Here is a 22,804-nt window from a genome sequence, read left to right on the forward strand (position 1 = left end):
GTCTTTTAGGCTGAATAAAGGCCGTCTGAAAACTGGAAAACAGATTTCAGACGGCCTTTTTGTTGCTTATCTTGTTATGGTTGATTGTTTAGAAGAGAATTAACTGAATAAACCTTTAAACCACAACTCAATCGCATCCCACATACGGCGCAGCCAGCTGCCTTCTTCCACACCGTTTAGCGCGACGACGTCTTTTTCGGCAATGACTTTGCCGTCTTTCATGACTTTCAGTTTGCCCAATACTTGGCCTTTTTCAATTGGGGCGAGGACGGGCTGAAGTGTTTCTAAGATTGGTTTGACGTTTTTGCCGGTATCGTGGGGGATGGTAATGTAAACATCGTCCAAGAAACCGATGTCTACGGCTTTGGTGCTGCCTTTGTAAACTTTGACTTGGGAAATTACTTCTCCGCCGTTATAAAGTTTGGGCGTATCAAATGCCTGCAACGCCCAGTTGAGCAGTTTGCTGCTTTCACTGGCGCGCGCTTCGGTGGATTCTGCACCGGCAAGAATGGAAACGATGCGGCGGTTGTTGCGTTTGCTGGAAGCAGCAAGGTGATAGCCTGCGCCTTCAGAATAGCCGGTTTTCAAACCGTCGATACTGCTGTCGCGATAGAGCAGAAGGTTTCGGTTGGGCTGCTCGATATTATTGTATTTGAAAGATTTGTTTGCAAACAAAGGATAGTATTTTGGATAGTCGTTGATCAGTGCGGCTGCCAAAATGGCCAGGTCGCCAACGGTTGAAACATGGCCGTTAGAAGAAATGCCGGTCGGGTTGTTGAAGTGGGTGTGCTTCATGCCCAAGCGTTTGGCTTCTTCATTCATTTGTTTGACGAATTCATCGATGGAGCCGTTGCCGATGGCTTCTGCAAGGGTGATGGCGGCATCGTTGGCCGATTGGATGGTTGTCCCCTTAATTAAGGAGCTGACGCTGACAGGCACTTTGGGGTCGAGGAACATACGCGAACCTTCGACTTTCCATGCGGCATTGGAAACGGTCAGCATTTGGCTTGCTTCAAGTGTACCGTTTTCTAATGCTTTAAAGGCAAGGTAGGCAGTCATCATTTGTGTCAACGCGGCAGGTTCGATAGGCGCGTCGGCATTGTTGGATGCCAAGGTTTGCTTGCTGTGCAGGTCGGTAACGATGTAGGCGGTCGCCGCGATTTCCGGCGGCGTTGTCGGGCTGTTGATGCTGTGCAACAATGGCTGCGGCTGTGCCTCACCTTGTACGGCAGGTGCGGAGGCAACCGGGTCGGCGGCAAGGGCGTGGGTATTCAGGAGGGCAGCAAAAATTAAGCTAAGTAGCGTTTTTTTCATCATTTTGTAAATTTGAATATGGGTGGATACTGTTATTGAGTAAACAGTTTGGCATACTAAATAGATAGTAAGCGGACATTATACCGTTTCATTCAGGCTTTGCTAAGATTTTTCTTGCCTTCAGACGGCCTCAGGGGTATGGTTTTAACTTTTTCCTCAGGCCGATTCGGCCGAATGACAATTTATTTAGAACACTGAATACCATGAACCATCCTCTTCCTCTTTCCGATTATCTGACCCGTATTTTGACCGCTTCCGTTTATGATGTGGCCATAGAAACGCCTTTGGACTTGGCGCGCAGTCTGTCAGGCCGTCTGAACAATCAGGTTTTGCTCAAGCGCGAAGATTTGCAGCCGGTGTTTTCGTTCAAAATCCGCGGTGCGTACAACAAAATGGCGAAGCTGCCGAAAGAAGCCTTGGATTGCGGCGTGATTGCTGCCAGCGCGGGTAACCATGCGCAGGGTGTGGCTTTGTCGGCGCAATATTTGGGTTGCCGCGCCGTCATCGTGATGCCGGAGACAACGCCCAAAATCAAAATTGACGCGGTAAAGAGCCGCGGTGGCGAAGTGGTATTGAAAGGCGTGTCTTACAATGATGCCTATGATTATGCGATGGAGTTGGCTGAAAAGGAAAAGCTGACTTATATCGCGCCGTTTGATGATCCGGATGTGATTGCCGGTCAGGGAACCATCGGCATGGAAATTCTCCGCCAACACCGCAATATCAATGCGATTTTTGTTCCGATTGGCGGCGGCGGTTTGGCAGCAGGCGTAGCGGCATTTATTAAACAGGTTTGCCCTGAGATTAAAGTGATTGGCGTGCAAACCGATGACTCTTGCTGTATGAAGCAATCGGTAGAAGCAGGGGAAATCGTACATTTGAAAGATGTCGGCCTGTTTTCAGACGGCACGGCGGTCAAGGTTGTCGGTGATGAAACCTTCCGCCTGTGTAAAGAGCTGCTGGACGAGATTATTACGGTCAATACGGATATGTTGTGCGGCGCGATTAAAGATATTTTTGACGATACGCGCAGCATTACCGAGCCTGCGGGCGCATTGGCACTTGCCGGCCTGAAGGCTTACGTTGCGAAAAACAATATCCAAGGCCAAAACCTGGTTGCCGTTACCAGCGGCGCCAACATGAACTTCCACCGCTTACGCCACGTTTCAGAGCGCAGTGAGCTGGGCGAGGGCAACGAAGGCATTTTCGCCGTTACCATTCCCGAAGAAAAGGGTAGCTTCCTGAAGTTTATCAATTTGTTGGGAAGCCGGAACATTACTGAGTTCAACTATCGCTACGGCAGCGATAAAAATGCGCATATTTTTGTCGGCTTGCAAACCGCCGGTGCGCAAGACTTGGCCGTCATCAGCGCACAACTGACTGAAGCAGGCTTGCCCAATGTCGATTTGACCAATGATGAAATTGCCAAAATCCATATCCGTTACATGGTCGGCGGCCGTACGGAAAAAGTAGCCAACGAACGTTTGGTCAGCTTTGAATTTCCTGAGCGCCCGGGTGCGTTGTCCCGTTTCTTGAACCATATGCGTGCCGAATGGAATATTACTTTGTTCCATTACCGCAACCATGGCGCAGACTATGGCCGTATTTTGGTCGGTATCGATGTGCCGGAAAGCGACAATGAGGCTTTTGCCGACTTCTTGGATAGCTTGGGTTATGTCTATAAAGAAGAAACCGACAATCCGGCCTATAAACTTTTCCTGGCTTAATCAGTAAGATAAAAGGCCGTCTGAAACTTTTCAGACGGCCTTGTGTTTTAAGTTTTGAATTATTTTTTACGGAACACCAAGTCCCAAACGCCATGACCCAATCGCTTGCCTCGGGCTTCAAACTTGGTTTCAGGACGATAATCAGGCGTAGGGGCGTAATTGGCAGCTGTGTTCTGCAAAGAGTCGAAACTGCTCAAAACCTCCAGCATTTGCACGGCGTATTCTTCCCAATCGGTCGCCATGTGGACATAGCCGCCGCTTTTGAGTTTGGGCAGCAGCTTTTCAACAAACGGCACTTGTACCAAGCGGCGTTTATTGTGGCGTTTTTTGTGCCAAGGGTCAGGGAAGAAAATATGAATACCGTCTAAAGAATTGTCTTCCAGCATTTTTTCCACCACTTCCACCGCATCATGACGCATCACGCGGATATTGGAAATGTGTTCTTCCTCAATCAGCTTCAAGATATTACCGACGCCCGGGCCGTGAACATCAATCGCTAAAAAGTCAGTATCAGGCAAACGTTTGGCGATTTCCACCGTTGCGACGCCCATACCGAAACCGATTTCCAAAACTTTAGGGTTATCCCGTCCAAAAGCGCGGTTCAAATCCAAAGGGGCTTCTTGGAAGTCCACACCGAATTGCGGCCACATCGTATCGATGGCGCGCTGTTGGGCCGCGGTCATATGGCCTTGGCGCAAAACGAAACTGCGGATGCTGCGTTTGTGTTCTTCTGGAACGGTATTTTCGGGCGTATTTTCTGGAATGTTTTCAGACATATTGTTTTAAATCAGTGAAAAATCAAATAAAAAGGCCGTCTGAAAAATCAGACAACCCTGCTTACAAATCGGCGTGATTATAGCGAATAAACGCTTTATCTGAAACCTTTCTACAACAAGGTTTCAGGTTTCAGACGGCCTTTTTAAGACAATTCCGGTTGCGGTACTTTGTGTTGCACCGCATAAACCGCAGCTTGAACGCGGCTGCTTAGATTCAGCTTGCGCAACAGGTTTTGAACATGCACTTTGACGGTAGACTCAGCCAAGTTTAAATGGCGGGCAATGATTTTATTGCTGTGTCCGGCGGCAAGGTAGCCCAAGATTTCCATTTCGCGCGGGGTCAGCTGAGCCAGCAGGTGGTCGGAGCGGGAAGGAGAAGGGGAAATCAGCGATTGCACCAAGCGGCTGGTCATTTCAGGGGAGAAGACATTGTCGCCATCAACGGCTTTACGGATGCTTTCCAAGAGGAAGTCAGCGTTGATGTTTTTCAGCAAAAAGCCTTTTGCACCCATACGCATACATTCGGTCAAGTCGTCGCTGTCTTCGGAAACAGTCAGCATGATGACGGTCAGTTGCGGATTGATGCTCAAAATTTGAGCCAGTGCTTCGCGGCCGTTCATGACCGGCATATCCAAGTCCAGCAAAACTACGTCAGGCTTAAGCTGTTCGACCATTTTTACGCCGGCCAGGCCGTCTGAAGCTTCGCCGACGACTTCAAAATCGGGCTGGCGGGAGAGCAGGGCTTTGATGCCGCTGCGAAACAGGGTGTGGTCGTCAATAAGGGTAATTTTAATCGTCATGATGCTGTTCTCATTTGTTGCGGCAAAGTCAGCATCACTGCCGTACCTTGCCCAATCTGCGATGTAATGGCCAATTGTGCGTTAATCCGTTGGGCACGTTCCTGCATAATGCCCAAGCCGACATGTTCGCCTGAAGGCCGGTTTGATAAGTGTTCTTGATTAAAGCCTGCGCCGTCGTCCTGAATCTTCATGACAAAATCGCCATGGTTGGCAATTTCGACGCTGACATGCTGCGCACGCGCGTGTTTCCGGATGTTGGACAGGCTTTCCTGCAAGATGAAGATGATTTGCAAGTGTTCATCATAATTCAATGCCTGTCCATCGTCCTGCCATTTTAAATCAACCGGGATACCGGTTTGCCGTTCAAAACGCGCCAGCAGCGATTCTACCGCTTCAGGAAAATCTTTATTACTGATTTTAGTTCGGAAATTCATCAGCAGCTCGCGGACGTCTTCATAGCATTCCTGCACGCCGTCTTTAATGAAGCTGATGTTTTCTTCAGCCTGCTCGCGTTGGTTTGAAGCAAACGCGCTTTCCAACATTTGCACCTGCAAATTCAAAAAGGTCAGGGCTTGTGCAATGCTGTCATGCAAACCTTGTGCAATCAAGTTGCGTTCCTGCAAGACGGCAAGCAGGCGGCGTTCTTGTTCCATGCGGTTGTTGGCGATGGAAATCCCCAGCTGCCCGCTTAAAGTCTGCAACAATTTTTCATCTTGCTCATTGGGCATATGGCCGTCTGAAAAATACAGGGCCAATACACCGAGCTGTTCGTCTTGGTAAACGATTGGGAATTCTACACGATTTCCCTCTTCGGTTTCACCAACGCTTGCCGCCAAGTCAGAGCGTTTGCGTTCTTCATCGGAAAGATAAACCGTACCGCCCAAGGCGGAAAACGCTGGAAGAATCTGAGCCAAGAATTCTTCTGCGGCCTGTTGCGGCGTAAAGGTTTGGTGCAGGTTGCGCGTAGTCTGGTAGAGCAGGGTCAAATCACGGTTTTGCCGGGCCAAATCTTGGGTTTGTTGGGCAACCTGTCCCTCCAAATCCGTATAAAGCGTTTTCAGACGGCGGCTCATTTGGTTGAAACCCTTGCTGACTTGGGCGAATTCACGAATTTGGTCTGTATCGATTTGTACCCCGAAACGGCCTTCGCTGATGGTTTCCACCCCGTCGCGTAATTTTTCCAGCGGCCGGATGATCCACGAATAATGCCAAACAATCATCAAGCCGGCAGCCACTAAAATCATCAGCATCATCGCCATTTGAAAACGGCGCAGCCACAAAGTATTTTGCTCGTTGGCGTTTTCCATCGCCTGTAAAAACAGCTCGATATTGCCGGCAAAACGGTACAGGCCGATTTGGGTCGGCCGCTCGTAATGTTGCAAAGAAGGCTTGATGTTGGATTCCCAATCAATCAACAGCATCGATTGGATCAAATCGTAAGCCAACGGCATTTGTGACGGAATCAGCGGATGAATGGCATCGCTTTGCGTTACATTGGCCAGCGTACGTTCAAATTCTTTGATTTGGTTGTCAATTTGTGCATTGGGCGTACGGACGCTTGCCATATAAGCCAAGCGATACACCTGCATTTTCAAGCTGCCCGCATCTTCAATCGTTTTGGCCGCGTTTTCCAAACGCCAAGAAAGCAGCAGGGTAAAGGCAATCGATAAAAAAGCCGAGCCGACCCATAATACAGTCAGCAGTTTTAAACGCGAGGACAGGCTCAGGCCGTCTGAAGATCCGGAGAATAAACGCATAAAGCACGCAGGAAGACTAATCCGATAATCTTATAAAAATATCATTCTTTTGGCCTATAAACAACCTGTCTAAAATAATTGTATGGTTATGATAAGAAAAAACAGGGGTTTAATGTAAAATCATGTTATGATAAAATTCATCTTAAGTGAATTAAATCACAAAACCAGGTTTCAGACGGCCTGAAGCCTTAAAACTTATTCCATAAATACAACATCGCGAATAACACTTACACACTCTGCTTTGCAAAGGACTACCAAAATGAAAATTTTTGCACTGATATTGGCCGGCGGGCAGGGAAGCCGGATGGGAGGTGTCGATAAAGGGTTGGTGCAGTGGCACAACAAAGCCTTGATAGACCACGTTATCGAAAAAATCCGCCCGCAAGTCAGCCATATCGCCATCAGTGCCAACCGCAATCTCGAATCCTACGCCCAACGCAGCGCGCACGTTTTCTCCGATGCGCGCCAATGGCAACATTACGGCCCTTTAGCCGCCTTGTGTACCGCCGCCAACGATTTGCAAATTGCTACTGCAGACTGGCTGCTTATCGTCTCCTGCGATATGCCCCGCCTGCCTGAAAACTTGGTTTCCCAGTTTGAGACCATCGCCAAACGCACACCGTTGTGTAATGCATTTTACGTTGAAACCCCGTCCAGACCGCATTACAGCGTGATGTTTATCCGTCCGCAAATCCTACAAAGTACCGTGCCATACCTTTATTCAGGAATGCGCAGCATACGCGGCTGGTTGCAGCAGCAACGCGCACGGGTCGTTCCTTTCCCTCATGAGCAGGATTTTATCAGCTACAACACGGAAAACGATTTGGCTCAGCCTTTGTAGTTGGGTAGGTAAGGGGACTAATGTTCAGGTAGAGATATGCTAAATTGATGATTATTTAATATCTTTTAATAGGTAATAACTATCTTGTAATCAGTCCCCTTATAAATTATTCAATCCGTGTATTCGGAAGAATGATACGTTTCTCGTTGCAATAAATTTTAGCTTTTCCCTATTGGCTGTTTCTTTTAGGTCATTTAGTCTACCTAAGTTCAAATTATCTACGAACAAATCCTCGTAAGACAGTTGACCGAAAAAATTCACGGGATATTCTGATTTTGCATTGCATGGCTTAAGATGTGCAGACGGCCATATTTTCAAAATAAAGGCTAAAACGGCATAATAGCAGCCCCCTTTTGTTAGAATTGCCTGGTTTAGGAGAGTGAAATGAATATTTTATTATTGGATGGCGGTAAAGATTTCGGACATTCACATGGCGAGTTGAACCACACGCTTCATAAAAAAGCGAAAGAAGTTTTGACCGCACTTGGACACAATGTAAAAGAAACCGTGATTGATGCCGGCTATGATGTTGAAGCAGAAATCGAAAAATTCTTATGGATGGATGCTGTGATTTGGCAGATGCCAGGTTGGTGGATGCACGAGCCTTGGACAGTGAAAAAATACATAGACGAAGTATTCACCACGGGACACGGCAAGCTTTATCAAAGTGATGGTCGTCATCGTGTCAATCCAACCGAAGGCTACGGCACTGGCGGTTTGTTACAAGGCAAAAAACACATGCTTTCACTTACTTGGAATGCGCCAATTGAAGCGTTTACCCGTGAAGGCGATTTCTTCGAAGGAAAAGGCGTGGATGCTTTATACATGCACTTCCACAAACTCAACGAGTTCATCGGATTGACCCGTCTGCCGACATTCTTATGTAACGATGTGATTAAAAATCCGCAAGTTGAACAGTACTTGGCAGACTACCAAGCCCACTTGGAAAAAGTATTTGGCTAATTGCAAAATATGGGTTTGGAAGGTGGGCATTTACCCACCTTTTTTCATTTTTTGTTTATGCTTACTGTGTGTCTAAAGACAAGCAAGTTTGCACGAAACGGCATAGTGTCAAATTCCTAAATGGAAACTTATAACATACCTTTATTGATGCTAGAACCCGTCAATAGCAATGTCTGAATAGGCCGTCTGAACAACAGACGGTCTTTCTTTCTTGATTTTAAGGTTAAACAGTTATCAGCCGATTTATAGGCAGTCGGCAAAGTTTTCAGCTGCCAAAGGTTCTCTTCCCAATAAAGCTGCAAAATCAGAATAATCGGCGCATGAACCTTGCTTGAGCAGGGCAAAGCTGTCATGGCTGATGATGCCGTTGCTGAGGAGGTTGGCCAACGGCAATGCAGGGTCAATCAGGCGCAGGGGAACGGGCAGGATATGTTGCGGCGGTTTGTGGTGCAGGGTTTGGCGGAGAGTGGTCAGGTATTCCGCCAAGGTCAGGGTTTGGCTGCCGGTCATATTGATGATGCTGTGGTCAGTGTCGGTTTGGGTGGCAAGTTTTGCCAAGCCTTCGGCAACATCGGCAAGATGGACGGGCTGCAAATGAAAGCGGCCGCCTTCCGGCAGGGGAAGCAAAGGGAGGCGGGCTAATTTGATGAACAGTTCGCAGCTGATTCCCCCACGCCCGTAAACGACGGATGGTCTGGCTATGGCAATCGGTATGCCGCTTTGGGCGACGGCATCATCTCCACGTCCTTTGCTGCCGACAAAGTTGATGGATTGAGATGGGTCGGCACCCAGTGCGGATAGTTGCACCCAGCGTTTTATGCCTGCTACTTTTGCCCATGCAGCGAGCTGTTTGGGCGTGTGGTGGTGTACGGTTTCGAGTATTTCGGCATGACGGCTCATGATGCCGATGCAGTTGATGAGGACATCTTGCCCTTCCAATAAACGGTGTGCGGCGGTTTCGTCGGGATGAAGAAAATCGAAGGCGCGGCGGTCGGGCGTGCAAACTTGGTGACCTTGTTCTTTGAGGATCTGAGCGGTACGGCTACCGATGAAGCCGCTGCCTCCGAAAATGATGATGTTCATATGTTTTTCTTTATATTATTGCTGAGGCCGTCTGAAAATCTTTAAATCGGTTTCATCACCATCAGGAAGTAAATCACGATAGTGGCGCAAAAGGCAGGGTAGCCGAGCAATTCCCAGCGTCTGGCATAACGCCAGTAGGGCTCCGGAATGGTGTCTGCGTTTTCTTTATGCGCTTTTTCGGCAATCTTGGCCATGCGGATTTGCAGCCAAACAACAGGCAGCCAGCAAATGCCTGAAAAAATGTATAAGGCCAGCGTCATCCATACCCAATTTTGTTCCAGCATGGTGGCAACAGTGTAGCCGCGTTCATACAGCATCCATAAGCCGGACAATGGTTGGAAAATGACGGCGGGGGTTGTAAACCACCAATCTGCTTTAATGACCCAATGCGAGACGACCGACTGCGCGGCAACCGAACCGCTGCGGTTTGCCCAAAAGAGGTAAAACGCTGTACCAAAACCGGTGCCGACCATTAAGGTAGCCGAGATGATATGCAGGGTTTTAACAATTAAATAAGTGTTCATTTTTTATCTCCTACGGATTGATACAGGAAAAACAAAGTAGCCATAATCGGCAGGTTTTTTAACAAAGGTGCAAATGGATGAGCCCACATTTCGGGCAGTCTGAAAGCAATGATCAGGCTGTATGCCGCGACGGTTATCAATTGCAGCAGCCATACTGAGGAATGGGAACGAAGGCGGCTGAAGCATAAAAAAGCAAAACCAATGTCCAGCAGAGAAGCGGCGATTAATGTAGGCCATTGCAACGGATTGGGAATACCGACCGAATGCAGCAAATCCAATGACATTTCAGGCACGAAAAACAGAGGTTGGGTACCGCTCCACAGCCATAGCAGCCCCATCGAGTAAGACAGGTAGGCGGGTAGGGTGTGCGTAGTGTTGTCGGACATGCTGGTTTCCTATTTTGTTTTGGTTCAAATATATAATTAGTCTGTAATTTCTATAATTTCTGTTAAAAGAGAAATTATAGGGCAAAAAATTTTAAATAGGCTCCGGGATTGTTTCTTTGGGTGGGAAATCCATATCCAGTGATTCAAAATCTACCAAAGAACATCAAGCTTCAGATAAATATGCCCATGCAAGGCTGCCATGAGTATGTTTCCGTATCCTAAATAGGATTGGCTATGTTTATTGAGAACAAGTCCATTGCCATCATCGGAAAAATTTTTGTATTCCAGCGCCTATTTTCAAAATTTTTACCATGGTTGAAGTAGAAAGCTTCAGCATTTCATTTGCCCACACGGTCAGCGTACTGATGAAATCATGGGTTTGTTGGATTCTCTGCTTGGCAGTTTCATTTTCCTGACTAAATTCAGGGCTGTCGATCAGGCTTTGCAAAAATTGCCGCGTCGGTTCTATTTCGCGCTGCATACGCACTTCAGCAATGGTGCGGAATAAAGTCCAGACATCATCCGAAGTTTCAAAATGATCGCGCCTATCGCCCAAGATATGCACGGTATGCACCAGTCTCAGATTTTGCAACTCTTTAATACTGTTGCTGACATTGGAGCGCGCTACGCCGAGCGTTTCGGTAATTTCCTCGGCATTCATCGGTCTGCCCAAGATATAGAGCAGGGCGTGAATTTGCGCAACGGTACGGTTGACCCCCCATTTGGTACCCATTTCGCCCCAATGGAGGATAAATTTTTCAGTGGTCGGATTCAGTTTCATAGTGATGGTATTCTATTTTTATCTTTTATTTCTGTCAATACAGAAATAAAGAAATTTTTTTGCCGTCTGAAATAAAATGTTCAGACGGCCTTTTGAATCACCCCTTCTTCTATATATTCTCTCAGAATCTTCAAACCTTATCAGTCATGATTTCTTATGAGGAAAAGATGTTATTCATAAACCGGTATTTTTTGAATAAAAATTTGTCCGTACAATCCGCTGTATCAAATAACGAGGAGTAAACCATGAAAAAAATGCCTGTATTGTTTGTCGGGCATGGCAGCCCGATGAATGCCTTAGATAAAGAAAACCCGTTCAATCAGAATTTCAGCCTAATTACGCAAAAGTTTGCCAAACCAAAAGCCATTTTGATGATTTCAGCGCATTGGTACAGCAGTCGTTTGCAGGTTACGTCTGGTGAACATCCTGAAATGATTTACGATTTCTACGGCTTTCCTGAAGAGCTCAGCCAAGTGCAATATCCTGCGCCCGGTTCGCCTGAGTTGGCGGCGCAAGTGAAGTCATTATTACAGCCGGAAAAGGTCGAGCTGAACCCAACGCGTGGTTTTGATCATGGCGCTTGGGCAGTGTTGAAATTTCTTTATCCCAATGCCGATATTCCTGTGGTGCAACTTAGCCTTAACCGTTTGCAGTCGGCAGAATGGCATTTCAATTTGGCGAAAAAATTATTTGCCTTGCGTGAACAAGGCGTGCTGATTATCGGCAGCGGCAATATTGTGCATAATCTAAGAGCGATAAGCTGGGAGCATATTGATCAAATCGGTGCAGGGTATGACTGGGCGTTTGCGTTCCGTGAAACGGTCAATCAGGCGATTGCGACACGAGATGATAAAACTTTGGTGCATTATGATCAGCTAGGCGAAAAGGCCGAGTTTTCTGTACCAACGCCGGATCATTACTTACCGTTGCTGTACATCATGGCATTACGCGAACCGCAAGACAAGATTACATTTTTCAATGATAGTTTGATTGCAGGTTCGCTCAGTATGACATCAGTTTTGGTGGGATAAAAAGGGAAAAATCTGAACAAAATGAACCATTCTTTATTTGTTCGAGCCACTTTGCAGATGGTGTCAAGTTGTTTCAGACGGCATTTATGCCTATATAAAAGCTACAACCTATATCGGAAAAGATGAGATTAAGCCTGTAAGTTTTAATGTAAACAATTTGGATAGAAAAAGTGGTTGGATTTTGAGGGCGATTTGAAAAGGCTTTGTAAATTGGCGGCTCTTTGTAAAAGAAAGGGTGATCTGAATTCTAGACGGCCCTTAAAATATAAGGCCATCTGAATATCAGACGGCCTTTCTTTAATGAGCAAAAATTATTTGATAATTGAATCAATAAAATCATCAAAACCAGAACGATCCTGAGCAGGGCATTTTTTTAGGAAATTGCGTCGTGCGGTAATCGTATCGTGTCCATGTTTATGCTTGATAGAGTGGAACTTTTTCAAAGCAGATTGACATTCAGATGGTTGAGATGCCGGATTGACCAAGCACATAAGCGCTTCGCAAGCCAAACGCTCGTCACCCCCCATTTTCGGAGGATTGAGGGGATTGGCAGCCATAGTGGTAACTGAAGAAAAGCCCATTACCAAGGCAATAATTGTTGAAATGAATTTCATAATTTACTCTGTTATTGAATGGAGTTTGAAAGGGAAGTAGCTGAAATTTCAGACGGCCTTTGTCTATTAAAATCTAGGCATCGAACAGCCTTCTGAAGCAATAATTTTACATTGTGCTTTTTTATTCTTTTGACATTTTTTCAAGGCTTCATCTTCAGCAAGACCAGGAGCAGTTGATCCAAAAAAAAGCGTACCATTTTGATCTTGGGCAACGGCAAGACAACCATTTCGGACCCAAGCGTAAATTTTACACGGTTTATTTCTTCCCCCTTCTTCACAGGTTCTGATCGCTTGTCTTTTAGCAGCTGCAAGTGAATCCATATCGAGTGCCCCTCCTGATATGCCTGTTTTAGGATTAGCTGCCCAAGCCCCGTATTTTGAAGGGACATTGATATTAATGATTTCCGTAGGTCGTCTTTGTTGGCGGTAACTAGCCGAACCACAATTAGGGTTGTATCCGTATTGACACAAGCTAGGGTCATTCTGTAATGCACCTCTTGTTGCATCATAAGTAGGATCTGCTGCATAGATATTCAAGCTTGTCAGCCCTAACAATACAAAAAATAATTTTTTCATTTTAAGTCCAATTTGTTGGTTATTTGAACCTTTACACATCTACTATTGCAATAATACTAAGGTTTGTCATCTTTTTAACGCGGCTGACCAGGCTGTTTTATGGTATCAGTGGTTGTGCTTCCAGGTTGGCTGCCACCGGTTGTCCACATATTTCGTTGACTAGGTTCTATTCTTGCATCATTGGAAAGATCGTCAATTTTATTTTGAACATTATAATTAGCCCGTTGACTTGCCCCACCATCCAAATGCGGAGGAACTTCTTGGCGATTTCCATTGCCAATGACTGAGTAGGCGCTGAAACCAGCCATCATGCCGTTAAACCAGGCACCTGCCATAGGCGGTACGGTAATCAATAGGGTAGAGAGCATCAGGCCCAAGCCCAGCTGTTGGGTAACTGTCTGCATAATACCGCCGACGTTTCCACCGATCAGTGCCGAAGCAATATTGGATACTGCATCGGTAATGGCGATATTGCCTACTAGATCCATAGAGATTTCCGCCATGACGCCAAGCATCACGCTGGAAAAGATGGTTGCCAGTCCATAGTATAGCCATTTTTGAAACAGGGGTGCTGTTTTTTTGAACAGAAGGCATAAAATAAAGATGGGCGCAAAGCCGATAAAGAGAGCCATGGCGATGCGGAACATGATCAGCATGGTACCTGCTACGATGGCAGGCCCTGCGGTACCGACGCCGACAAACCATCTTGCCTGTGTCACTTTCCCTTCGAGATATTCGCTGTCGGCGGTATCGATACCGTCAAGTATGCCCATCATGCTTTGGGTTGCCGTCAGGTTTTGGTCTATTCGGCAGCCAATAATGGATTTACTGTCTTGTGTCAGACACTTACTGCCGACATCGCTGTCGCCGGTCATGATTTGGGAAATGCCGTCTGAAAGAGTATCGGTCAGAACCCGTACGCTGAAATCGCCGCCGGCCGCCACACCCAGTGCAACGGCTACAATGAGGTAGGTCTTGCCGAGACCGTACACAAAGCCTTTCAGTCCTTCCTGGCTTCTGCCGGTTGCAATCAGATAACCTTGGATCATTATCCATAAAGTCAATAAGGCAACGATAATGGTAAAAACAAGCGTTAGGTTTTTAGACAATACATGTTCAGTAAAAAAGCTTATTCGTGCATAGATATAGTCACGAATACTGGAATAAAGGAGAAGATCCATCATGATGATGTTTTCCTGTTAAATAGTTTGGGTCAAAATAACATTAAAATTAGCGGAGTTTATAGCCAGTGCTGATGGCTCTTTTTGCTTTTGCTTCATCGTGGAATTTTTTTACCTTACTTTGTAAAACGAACGAAGCTGACGCTTTGGTCAGGTTGCTGTTGTTCGAGCCAGAGAGCTGGTCTTTGGTCAGATTCACCCTTGCCCATTTGTATTGATCAAGCATTTGGTCGATAGAGTTTATTGCTGATTGGTAATTTTTTAGTTTGATTTCCAACTGCTGCAATTTCGCAATGACTTCAGCTTCGGCAGAGGCTGCCGTATTACTTTGTCCTTGGGCATTGGAATTTTGTTTTTTAATCGAAGTCTTATTTATTTCTGAAAAGGTCTCATTAATTTTTGTTTCCATCTCTCTTAAAAGTGAGAATTTTTTCTCTTCAAGAGTTACTGTACCAATACATAAATTTTTTGATGTTTGGTTAGCAATTCTATTACAGCGATCCTTACGGTTTTGGAACATTTTTTTGATTGCGTTTTCTTCTTTTTTATCGAGTAGAGCTTTCAATTCTGGAATCTGTTCCATTTGACCGCGTACCCAATGTTGCAACTGGGTACGCCAGTTTTGCAGCTGCTCTGCCCAGTGAGATAGTGTCATGGCGCGGTCTGCCGCATCCATCGCCCAGTTGATAGCATCTTGCATCATTTTGGCCCCATCAACAACAGGCAATACATATGAATTAGCTATCGGCATGGAAGTAAGCATTGTCGCCCCCACCAAAACTGAGGCGATTATCCGTTTTATTTTAGTTTTCATTACTATTCAATCTTTCTTCAAATTGGTTAATTTTAAAATATTTAAATTTTCTGTCTTAGGGTTGCCTGAAGACTTACTGTCTTTAGATAACCCTATCTCATTTTTAGTCAAATCGGCTTAATCTGCATTACGCATCATATTAGTAGCCGACTTCTTGCCGGAACCTTTACGCTCATCGTAGAAGGTCTGCAACCAATCTTCTGGTTTCACAGCATCGATGCCAATGCCAAGGCGTTCGGCCGTTTTCTTGATAATGCCGTCCATGATGTCGATGTTGTCGGTACTGGCGGAGATGACAGCCAATTCGTCGTCAAATCCACGCAGATTAAGCTGACAAACAGCTGACGCATGACCTTGTTTGACCAAGAAGCAGCGGCTACGCTCATCCAGGCCTTTGACTACTTGAAACTCTGAGTCGGTCAGTTTCAAGCCGTCGATATAGTCTTTTTTATCTGCATTCGGATTTGGCAGCAATATCATGGTAGCTGTCTGCTCAATCAGTGCGGCGGAAATATCGCTTTTGAGGGCGTCTTCCGGTGACTGGGTAGCGAAGATACCCATACCGTTTTGCTTACGGATGGTTTTTTGTTTGTTTTTGGCAAACTCTTTCAAACCGCCTTCGCCATCAAGGATTTTCCAGAATTCGTCCATGATGTAGATGAAGCGGCGGCCATCGATAAGCTCTTCCATTCGGTGGATAAGGTAGCCGATGACTGGATCGCGTACCTGAGGGTTTTCAATCACATCGGTGTAGTCGAAGCCGATAATATTGGCTCCGCTGAAGTCGATTTTGTCCTGAGGGTTATCAAAAACCCAGCCAAGGCTGTTTCCGCGGGTCCATTTGCGGATATTGGCATAGAGGGAGTCATCGCCTGTATTGGGCAGAGATTTTTGGAAGTTGGAAATGCTGCGTAGCGCCGGCGGAGTGTCGAGCATGGCCCGAACGGCGCGCAGGACGTCGTCGTCTTCTGCGGCAGAGTAGTGCGCTTTGCCTCCCAGTTGTTTCATAAGGCCGCAGAGGAATTGGACATTTGCCTCTGTATTTTCGCATTGGAAAGGGTTAAAGCCGGTAGGTTGGCCGCTTTCCAGTGCCATATAAGCACCGCCGCAGGCTCTGACGAAAATTTCAGCACCACGGTCTTTGTCGAAGAAAAAGATAGTGGGTTTGGGATCGTATTTTTGTACCTGACTGAGGAGGAAGTTGATAAGGGCTGTTTTACCTGTACCGGACTTACCAATAACCATAGTATTGGCAATGGCTTTTTCTCCTTCGGAGTCTTCGCCTTCGAGGGTTGCATGGAAGTTGAAGTAATAGGGCTGGCCATTGGTCGTCTGAAGAACGGTAACGCATTGTCCCCATGGGTTGCCCTCACGTTTGCCGGCGGCAAAATTGTGTAGTGGGCAGAGACCCAAGAAATTTAACGATGAGAGATTGGCGATGCGGGTGCGGTAGTTCCAGTTACCCGGAAGTTGGGCATAATATGCGGCGCAGACGGCCAAGTCTTCTTTTGTTGTTACAAAACCTGCATTGGAAAGCTCTGCTCGGGCGGCGGCAATGTTTTGGGAAAGCTGCTCTTGGCTGTCGGCATAGATAGCAAGACTGAAGTGGTAGCCGCCAAGAACGAAATTGCCGGATGCGAGTTGGTCCATTGCATGATCAAGTTCTGCAATTTGGGTAAAGGATTTATCGCCGGAAGAGATCATCATGCCACGGGTACGCTCAAGGGTTTTCATGGCGTCGTATCGGCTCATGGGGCTGAAACTATGAGTGATAACGTATTCGACATCCAAATATTTGAGCCCGTTAAGCACGCCGGGATAGGTACCGTCAGGGTATTCTTTAAGGTTAAGTATGGCACCGTAGTGATTTTTACCTTCAGGGGTACGGACGATATAGTCGCCGGTTTTGGCAGAGAAAAGATGTCTGCTAAGGGGTAAGTAGTTGTAAACAGGAGCGGGCAGTACGGGAACCGGCTCGTTTACACGGTTAAGGATGTAACCGAAAAGTTCGAGTGTTTCTGAGAATACAGTACCGTTTTTGCCTTCGTACATACCGAGTCGGTAGGGGTGGTAGTCTTTGAGGACGGCTTCAAGGTTGGTTGCTAATTCATTTAGCGTACCGATAGCTTGTTCCTGTTCGGCCTTCAGACGATCGATATTGCCTGATTTATCAACAAACTTTTTGCCGTCAACAACGGGACGGTAAATCATGGTCAAGTAAAGCTCGTTGTTCATGAGCTTTTCTTTAGAAAGTCGGGAAAAATAGCGGTCGGAGAGGCTTTGATTGAAAGACTCTTGGAATTTTGGGCGCAAATCGATGCCGCGGTGGCGGCGAATGTCATGTACCCAGAAGGCAACATTGACATAGTCCGGAGCGCGTAAGGATTGGAGTAAACGATTAAATGTGTTGTGTTTGTGTTCGAGCTCCCATTCTTCTCGACCCACAAAAGGAAGGCCGGATAGATGCCATGTTGTCAGGTAGTCCCCACCAGTGGTTTTAATAATGGTTGGGGAAACATGGGTGGAGAGGGATACGAATTGACTGATTGATGCGTCAGGAGTAAACATTTTATTTGTTTTTTGTGTTGAAATCGTCCGACAGACAAAGATGTCTGTCGGATGTTTTGTTGTCATTGTTTGGGAGGATTGTTGCGGTATTCATTAGGCGAGAAGCACCACGTATCAGGAAACTCCTCTCGGTTTCTGGCTTTAAGTCTAAATTTCAGACGTAAACCTAGAAAACGAAAAATCATATCATCCCGCTTTGCCATCTGCCTCATAATCAGGATGATGAAGGGAATAGTCAATAAAAAAAACATATTGAAGTACATTCCCATCAATAATCCTGAGCCAGCTCCTATAAAGAAAGGTATATAGGGTACACCGAGAAAGGTCGCCGGACGCGTACATCCTCGAAAAACGATGTTTTTCTGCATGGTGTTAATTATGCAAAAAATTGCAATACTTGGAGCATTGCCGCAGTTGTACCTGCAGAGCAAGAGTCTGCATTACCAACCAGCATTTTTGCGATTTGGCCGGCCGCACCAATCAGTACGCCACCAATTAAAATAGGAGCGACGTCAGAAATGCGTTTGTGTGCAAAAGCAATTTGGTAACCGGCAAAGATAATGGCGATGGTTACAACAGCAACGGACATTAAGTTCAATACGGTATGGATGTTTTTAATGAATTTACAGGCACCACCAGAAGCTGAAGTAAAATCATCGGCTGCCATACCTACAGTCGGTGCTAAAAATGCTGCAGCAACAAATGCTGCTGTGGCAACGTTTTCAGCGGTAAAGCGGGATTTTTTTTGAATCTGAGTGTTTTTCATTTGAAATTTCCTATGTTTATTACAGGTTGATGTGGAAAAAAACTATCTAAAAGACTGCTGCGCTATCTTTATAAGTATTGCTTTTCGCTTGTGCAGTACTATTATCTTGTAGGGAATGTTGGTTTTTAGAGACAGTAGCCGAGTGTGGTTGTGGATTAGCGGTAACTGTCAAATTTGGGCGGTTAGCTTGTTGTGCTGGCATTTGACCCATAGAGCGAGGGGTATTCACAGTATTGCTAATGACTGGAATGGCATTTTGTGGGATTGCTCTCCCTTTCCCCATGGATGAAAAAATTTTTTGCACATAGCCATGCTTATAACCGGTTACAAAGTTACCGGAATAATAACAGCTGAAAGATTTACCCCAGTCTTTTGCACGATTGTAGCATTCTCGCAATATGTGCGAGCCTGCTTTGACGTTTGGGCACACCTGGAATGCATGTTCGTAGGAATGCAACCCGTATTTTTTTAAATTGTAACGGTTAACTTGAGCTAATCCTAAGGAGAAGTTAAATCCCTTTTGTTCCAACATTTTAGCAGTAGCGACTGCTTCAGCTAAATTTTTAGGCTGTCTTTGTAAGCGTCCGCCTACAACACCTATGGCGTATGGGTTGCCTGAGGATTCAACTCTCACGACATGATGCATAATATCATGCGGAACAGCTAAGTCGGCGCAGGAAAAAAACATGATGTTGAGATGGAAATATGAATTTGTATTGACGTGAAATTTAGCACAGATTAAAATAATTAACAAGATTTTAACCAATAAAAATAACCAAACATGAATTGTCTTTTCTTCATTTTTAATTAAGACGCTTTGGTTGTAACTTAAGTTGTTTTATAAGGTGCTATGTATGTTTCTTTTAAGAACGCTGTTGCTGTCTGCTAGTGTGGGCGCGCTAATGGCAGGTTGTGCAAATCAGTCTGCTCCAGATTTCCCAAGTTCATGGAAGCCATTAAATGAATTACCTGATCAGGTAACTGAGATTCCTCTTGTCAAACCTCATGTTTATCAAGTAACACAACTTGATACAACTGTAAAAGGTTTGTTGGAGCGTTGGGGAGAAGAGGCAAAGATGCCTGTTGTTTATGACCATACGCTTGATTTTACTTTGTATAAGAAAGTATCAACAATACGAAATACCGAGCTTGATAATGCCTTGAGTGAATTATCTAAACTTTATGAAGATAAAGGGATGGTTTTCTATGTTCAAAATGGTGTCATTATGGCGCATAAGAAAATGGATGTTGCTGTGAAAAACAGTGGGAAGAAAAAACATGAGAGATCAGCAAAAGTTGATGTAAAAACTCAAGATTAAAATGGAAATATATGTTCAAATCAAGTAAAAATAGTACTGATGGCAATATCCAAAAGGCTGTAAAAAGATCTTTGGATTTTGAAACGACCTTGGTCGATATCCGCAAAAAAAGTGAGAAAAGGGCATGGATTGTTGCCGGTATTTCTACCTTCTCTTCTTTGTGTCTACTTGGCGGATTATTTTATATTTTGCCGCTGAAAGAAAAAGAACCTTATCTTGTTATGGCTGATGTCTATACGGGACAAGCTACTGTTGCTAAACTAGCCGGTGATTGGAATAATTTAGATATTACTAAAAATGAAGCAGTAAATAAGAGTAATATTTCTCACTTTATTATTGCTAGAGAATCTTTTGATAGTCAGATTATTTATGATAATGACTGGGCTACAGTTTATTCTATGTCGGTTGCAGGGGTATCTGACAGCTATCGCAATCTGATGAATAAAAGTAATCCGAATAGCCCATTTAATCTTTATGGGTCTGCTCAGTCAATTCGCGTTAAGATTTTGAGTATCGTCCTTAATAATAGTGGAAAGGCCGATGGTCGTGATGCTAGCGCAACAGTAAGATTCCAAAGATTTTTATTAAATAAGAGTACTGGCATATCAAGATTTATGGATAGCAATGTTGCTACTCTGACCTATACTTATAATAGCAATTTGAAGATGGATGAAAAGTATAGGTTAAAAAATCCCCTGGGATTCCAGGTATTGTCTTATCGTGTTGATCCTGATGCTAGTGAATCACCTGTTCAAGATTTATCTTCAGATTATCTTTCTGCAGGAACATCATCTGGAAGCCAGGCTCAGCAACAAGTACAAAGTGTACCCCAGCCCCAGTCAGAAGCTCCTACATCTGTAGATAATGATGTTCCTAATGCTTCCCCTATATCTGTTGAAAGTGGAAATCAATAATGTTAAGAAAAATGTTTTTAGCAACAGCAGTATCATGTTTGTTGCAAGGAAGCGTCTATGCTGCAGCTATTCAAGAGTATACGTTTCAAGAAAATACAACTTATCCCGTTCATACGGCACAAGGCGTAGTCACACAAATTGAACTTGATTCTCGTGAAAAGGTTAAAGATTTTGGTGCAGGCCTAAGTGGTGGATGGGATTTGGTACGTAGAGAAAATGTATTTTATCTGCGTCCAAAGGCTGATGCAGTTGATACTAATCTTATTGTTCGTACTCAGGCTCACCAATATATTTTTGAGCTTAAGGTTTTGAAGAATGTTGTTGGCAATTTGTCAGAAGCTTCAGACAAAGGGGTAAATTATCAAGTTAAATTCAGATATCCCGATTCTACGGATTTCAGTCTTCGTGCTAGTACTTTGGCTGGTTATAGCCTGAAATATGATTCTTCTAAAATCTATAATACTAATTATGATGTGGCTGCAAATGAAAAATCTCGTTGGCTAGTTCCTTTAAAAGTCTATGATGATGGCAGATTTACCTATATCTACTTGAATAAGGGCAAGTTCACAGGTGATTTTCCTACTATTTATGGCAGAAAATCAGAGAAAGGAGCTGAGTTTGTTTTAAACAGTAATGTTGAAGGTAATGTAGTTATTGTCCATGGGACTTATCCATTCTTAGTTTTGAGACATGGAAATGATGTAGTTGGATTAAAAAGGAATTAAGAATGTCTGATAAGCTAAATAATGAACATCACAAAGATAGTGAATCATCACAAAATTTATATTCAAGTCAATACGAACAAGAACAATTGGCGGGACTTGAGGAGAATGCTCCTCAACTAAATGCTCCTGTTGACCGTACAGTCAACAAAAAAGCTATTGCGTTTATTGTAGCTGCAGGTTTTGGGTTAGCTGGACTAGGGGCATTTGCCTATCATCAATTTAGTGGTTCTGATGAAGCTCCCCCTCCAGAACGTCCTCAGGTAGTTACTGTACCAGATTTACCTGCTCCAGATCCTCAAGTTACGGAACCCCCTTCAATTGATTTAGCAGAAGACAAAAAGCCCGAATTAGAAACGGATAATACATCGAATACAAAAACAATAGAAGTAACTACTCCACCAGTAGTGGAGACCTTGCCACCTATAACTCCATCAACTCCAACAACTCCAACAACTCCTAATGTTCCTATACAGCCGATTATTCCAGCAGGAGATATGTATGCTAATATGAATTCTGCATTTGTTCAGGACGGGGAGGCTGCTCAAAAAGAGTCGGGAGTAAGTACAGCTCAGGCTAATGCTGTCCGTTATATGCATAATAGGGATAAGTTGCTTCAACAAGGGACTTATTTGCGTTGTGTATTAGAAACTAAAATTATTTCTGAGGTAAAAGGATTTACATCTTGTATCATTACTGAACCTGTATATTCTGCAAGTGGAAAATATCTCTTATTGCCGAAAGGTTCAAAAGTAATGGGGCAATATGGTTCCAGTAACCCTACTGGCCCACGGATGGAGGTCATTTGGAATCGAGTTATAACACCCGATGGTATCGATGTAACACTGGAATCTCCTGGAGTAGATAATCTTGGTGCAGCAGGTCATGTCGGTAAATTTAAGTCTCACTGGGGATCACGTTTGGCATCGGCTTTATTGATTAGTATGATTTCAGATGCTTTTAAATATGCTGCTACTGAATATGGTCCACAAGGACAAACGGTTTCAACCATGACATCAACTACTACTAACCCTTATGAAAGTGAGACAGCCAATACATTGAAACAACAGGCTATCAATCAGCTTGAACGAAATAATGCTCGTCCTAATACAGTAACAATAAATCAAGGTACTTTGATTAATATTTATACTGCCCAGGATATTGATTTCAGTTCGGTAATGCAGTAACCATAAAAGGCCGTCTATTTTTTCAGACGGCCTAATTATTAGGCCTTATAATAAGGAGGAATTATGGATAAAATCTTTATCATGCTGCTGTCGATAACTCTCTATGATTAAATGAGAATATAAGAGTTTGTATAGAGAAGATAGCATAAGAATTCGCTCG

General features: G+C 44.6%; 24 protein-coding genes. 8 read left to right on the forward strand and 16 right to left on the reverse strand.

Features of this window, described 5'->3' with window-relative positions:
* Positions 1 to 99: 99 nt before the first annotated feature.
* Positions 100 to 1,317, reverse strand: coding sequence for a D-alanyl-D-alanine carboxypeptidase family protein (locus ACTHUF_RS00315; RefSeq protein WP_440406620.1), 1,218 nt, complete (start codon positions 1,315 to 1,317; stop codon positions 100 to 102).
* A 200-nt stretch (positions 1,318 to 1,517) separates the two neighbouring features.
* Here ACTHUF_RS00315 and ilvA point away from each other — a divergent pair, with 200 nt between their 5' ends.
* Positions 1,518 to 3,041: a threonine ammonia-lyase, biosynthetic gene (ilvA, locus tag ACTHUF_RS00320; protein ID WP_049323279.1), complete on the forward strand. Its 1,524-nt coding sequence runs from the start codon at positions 1,518 to 1,520 to the stop codon at positions 3,039 to 3,041.
* 59 nt (positions 3,042 to 3,100) lie between these two features.
* Here the strand turns inward: ilvA and trmB are convergent, their stop codons facing one another.
* The 3 genes from trmB to ACTHUF_RS00335 form a co-directional block, all read right to left on the reverse strand.
* Complete coding sequence (trmB, locus tag ACTHUF_RS00325) at positions 3,101 to 3,817, reverse strand: tRNA (guanosine(46)-N7)-methyltransferase TrmB (protein ID WP_440406622.1); 717 nt, start codon at positions 3,815 to 3,817, stop codon at positions 3,101 to 3,103.
* A gap of 143 nt (positions 3,818 to 3,960) precedes the next feature.
* Positions 3,961 to 4,617, reverse strand: a complete 657-nt coding sequence (locus ACTHUF_RS00330) for a response regulator (RefSeq protein ID WP_003746785.1) — start codon at positions 4,615 to 4,617, stop codon at positions 3,961 to 3,963.
* Positions 4,614 to 6,374 (reverse strand): histidine kinase, encoded by a 1,761-nt coding sequence (locus tag ACTHUF_RS00335; RefSeq protein WP_293206440.1) that lies wholly within the window; start codon positions 6,372 to 6,374, stop codon positions 4,614 to 4,616. The genes ACTHUF_RS00330 and ACTHUF_RS00335 overlap by 4 nt, the downstream gene beginning before the upstream one ends.
* Positions 6,375 to 6,633: 259 nt before the next feature.
* Here ACTHUF_RS00335 and mobA point away from each other — a divergent pair, with 259 nt between their 5' ends.
* Both mobA and ACTHUF_RS00345 read left to right on the forward strand, forming a co-directional pair.
* Complete coding sequence (gene mobA / locus ACTHUF_RS00340) at positions 6,634 to 7,215, forward strand: molybdenum cofactor guanylyltransferase MobA (RefSeq protein ID WP_036490834.1); 582 nt, start codon at positions 6,634 to 6,636, stop codon at positions 7,213 to 7,215.
* Between the two features lie 384 nt (positions 7,216 to 7,599).
* The gene (locus ACTHUF_RS00345) at positions 7,600 to 8,178 is read left to right on the forward strand and encodes an NAD(P)H-dependent oxidoreductase (protein ID WP_315093496.1); all 579 of its coding nucleotides are present in this window, start codon (positions 7,600 to 7,602) and stop codon (positions 8,176 to 8,178) included.
* A 243-nt stretch (positions 8,179 to 8,421) separates the two neighbouring features.
* Here the strand turns inward: ACTHUF_RS00345 and ACTHUF_RS00350 are convergent, their stop codons facing one another.
* The 4 genes from ACTHUF_RS00350 to ACTHUF_RS00365 all read right to left on the reverse strand — a co-directional run bounded on the left by ACTHUF_RS00350 (position 8,422) and on the right by ACTHUF_RS00365 (position 10,952).
* Positions 8,422 to 9,261, reverse strand: coding sequence for an NAD-dependent epimerase/dehydratase family protein (locus ACTHUF_RS00350; RefSeq protein ID WP_440406625.1), 840 nt, complete (start codon positions 9,259 to 9,261; stop codon positions 8,422 to 8,424).
* A 41-nt stretch (positions 9,262 to 9,302) separates the two neighbouring features.
* Positions 9,303 to 9,785, reverse strand: a complete 483-nt coding sequence (locus ACTHUF_RS00355; RefSeq protein ID WP_063075737.1) for a DUF2269 family protein — start codon at positions 9,783 to 9,785, stop codon at positions 9,303 to 9,305.
* Positions 9,782 to 10,171, reverse strand: a complete 390-nt coding sequence (locus ACTHUF_RS00360; RefSeq protein WP_293202858.1) for a DoxX-like family protein — start codon at positions 10,169 to 10,171, stop codon at positions 9,782 to 9,784. Before ACTHUF_RS00360 ends, ACTHUF_RS00355 begins: the two co-directional genes overlap by 4 nt.
* A 262-nt stretch (positions 10,172 to 10,433) precedes the next feature.
* The gene (locus ACTHUF_RS00365) at positions 10,434 to 10,952 is read right to left on the reverse strand and encodes a GbsR/MarR family transcriptional regulator (RefSeq protein ID WP_063068990.1); all 519 of its coding nucleotides are present in this window, start codon (positions 10,950 to 10,952) and stop codon (positions 10,434 to 10,436) included.
* Positions 10,953 to 11,197: 245 nt separating this feature from the next.
* On the opposite strand from ACTHUF_RS00365, the gene ygiD reads away from it, so the two are divergent.
* Entirely contained in the window at positions 11,198 to 11,983 is a 786-nt protein-coding gene (ygiD, locus tag ACTHUF_RS00370) for a 4,5-DOPA dioxygenase extradiol (RefSeq protein WP_440406628.1), read from the forward strand.
* Between the two features lie 311 nt (positions 11,984 to 12,294).
* Here the strand turns inward: ygiD and ACTHUF_RS00375 are convergent, their stop codons facing one another.
* The 8 genes from ACTHUF_RS00375 to ACTHUF_RS00410 all read right to left on the reverse strand — a co-directional run bounded on the left by ACTHUF_RS00375 (position 12,295) and on the right by ACTHUF_RS00410 (position 19,256).
* Positions 12,295 to 12,597, reverse strand: a complete 303-nt coding sequence (locus ACTHUF_RS00375) for a TrbM/KikA/MpfK family conjugal transfer protein (protein ID WP_371492956.1) — start codon at positions 12,595 to 12,597, stop codon at positions 12,295 to 12,297.
* Between the two features lie 66 nt (positions 12,598 to 12,663).
* Positions 12,664 to 13,173 carry a DUF4189 domain-containing protein gene (locus ACTHUF_RS00380; RefSeq protein ID WP_440406631.1) on the reverse strand — a complete coding sequence of 170 codons (510 nt, stop codon included), beginning with the start codon at positions 13,171 to 13,173 and terminating at the stop codon, positions 12,664 to 12,666.
* A 74-nt stretch (positions 13,174 to 13,247) separates the two neighbouring features.
* The gene (locus tag ACTHUF_RS00385) at positions 13,248 to 14,357 is read right to left on the reverse strand and encodes a type IV secretion system protein (RefSeq protein WP_440406633.1); all 1,110 of its coding nucleotides are present in this window, start codon (positions 14,355 to 14,357) and stop codon (positions 13,248 to 13,250) included.
* Between the two features lie 46 nt (positions 14,358 to 14,403).
* On the reverse strand, positions 14,404 to 15,168 hold the full coding sequence (locus ACTHUF_RS00390) for a hypothetical protein (protein ID WP_239667755.1): 765 nt from the start codon (positions 15,166 to 15,168) through the stop codon (positions 14,404 to 14,406).
* A 117-nt stretch (positions 15,169 to 15,285) separates the two neighbouring features.
* Complete coding sequence (locus ACTHUF_RS00395) at positions 15,286 to 17,736, reverse strand: VirB4 family type IV secretion/conjugal transfer ATPase (RefSeq protein WP_315093480.1); 2,451 nt, start codon at positions 17,734 to 17,736, stop codon at positions 15,286 to 15,288.
* Positions 17,737 to 17,798: 62 nt separating this feature from the next.
* On the reverse strand, positions 17,799 to 18,104 hold the full coding sequence (locus ACTHUF_RS00400; protein ID WP_036490852.1) for a type IV secretion system protein VirB3: 306 nt from the start codon (positions 18,102 to 18,104) through the stop codon (positions 17,799 to 17,801).
* An 8-nt stretch (positions 18,105 to 18,112) separates the two neighbouring features.
* Positions 18,113 to 18,502 (reverse strand): TrbC/VirB2 family protein, encoded by a 390-nt coding sequence (locus ACTHUF_RS00405; RefSeq protein WP_049349704.1) that lies wholly within the window; start codon positions 18,500 to 18,502, stop codon positions 18,113 to 18,115.
* Positions 18,503 to 18,548: 46 nt separating this feature from the next.
* Positions 18,549 to 19,256 carry a lytic transglycosylase domain-containing protein gene (locus ACTHUF_RS00410; RefSeq protein ID WP_314552654.1) on the reverse strand — a complete coding sequence of 236 codons (708 nt, stop codon included), beginning with the start codon at positions 19,254 to 19,256 and terminating at the stop codon, positions 18,549 to 18,551.
* 100 nt (positions 19,257 to 19,356) lie between these two features.
* Between ACTHUF_RS00410 and ACTHUF_RS00415 the strand changes: the two genes are divergently transcribed.
* The 4 genes from ACTHUF_RS00415 to ACTHUF_RS00430 are packed head-to-tail and all read left to right on the forward strand — an operon-like array spanning position 19,357 to position 22,644.
* Entirely contained in the window at positions 19,357 to 19,821 is a 465-nt protein-coding gene (locus tag ACTHUF_RS00415; protein WP_049349706.1) for a hypothetical protein, read from the forward strand.
* Positions 19,822 to 19,832: 11 nt separating this feature from the next.
* Complete coding sequence (locus ACTHUF_RS00420) at positions 19,833 to 20,735, forward strand: virB8 family protein (protein WP_049349707.1); 903 nt, start codon at positions 19,833 to 19,835, stop codon at positions 20,733 to 20,735.
* Complete coding sequence (locus tag ACTHUF_RS00425) at positions 20,735 to 21,460, forward strand: TrbG/VirB9 family P-type conjugative transfer protein (RefSeq protein WP_440406637.1); 726 nt, start codon at positions 20,735 to 20,737, stop codon at positions 21,458 to 21,460. Before ACTHUF_RS00420 ends, ACTHUF_RS00425 begins: the two co-directional genes overlap by 1 nt.
* Before the next feature lie 2 nt (positions 21,461 to 21,462).
* Complete coding sequence (locus ACTHUF_RS00430) at positions 21,463 to 22,644, forward strand: TrbI/VirB10 family protein (RefSeq protein ID WP_315093474.1); 1,182 nt, start codon at positions 21,463 to 21,465, stop codon at positions 22,642 to 22,644.
* Positions 22,645 to 22,804: the final 160 nt, after the last annotated feature.

Origin of the sequence: Neisseria sp. P0024.S006 (assembly GCF_051956595.1) — a bacterium.
GTDB lineage: Bacteria > Pseudomonadota > Gammaproteobacteria > Burkholderiales > Neisseriaceae > Neisseria.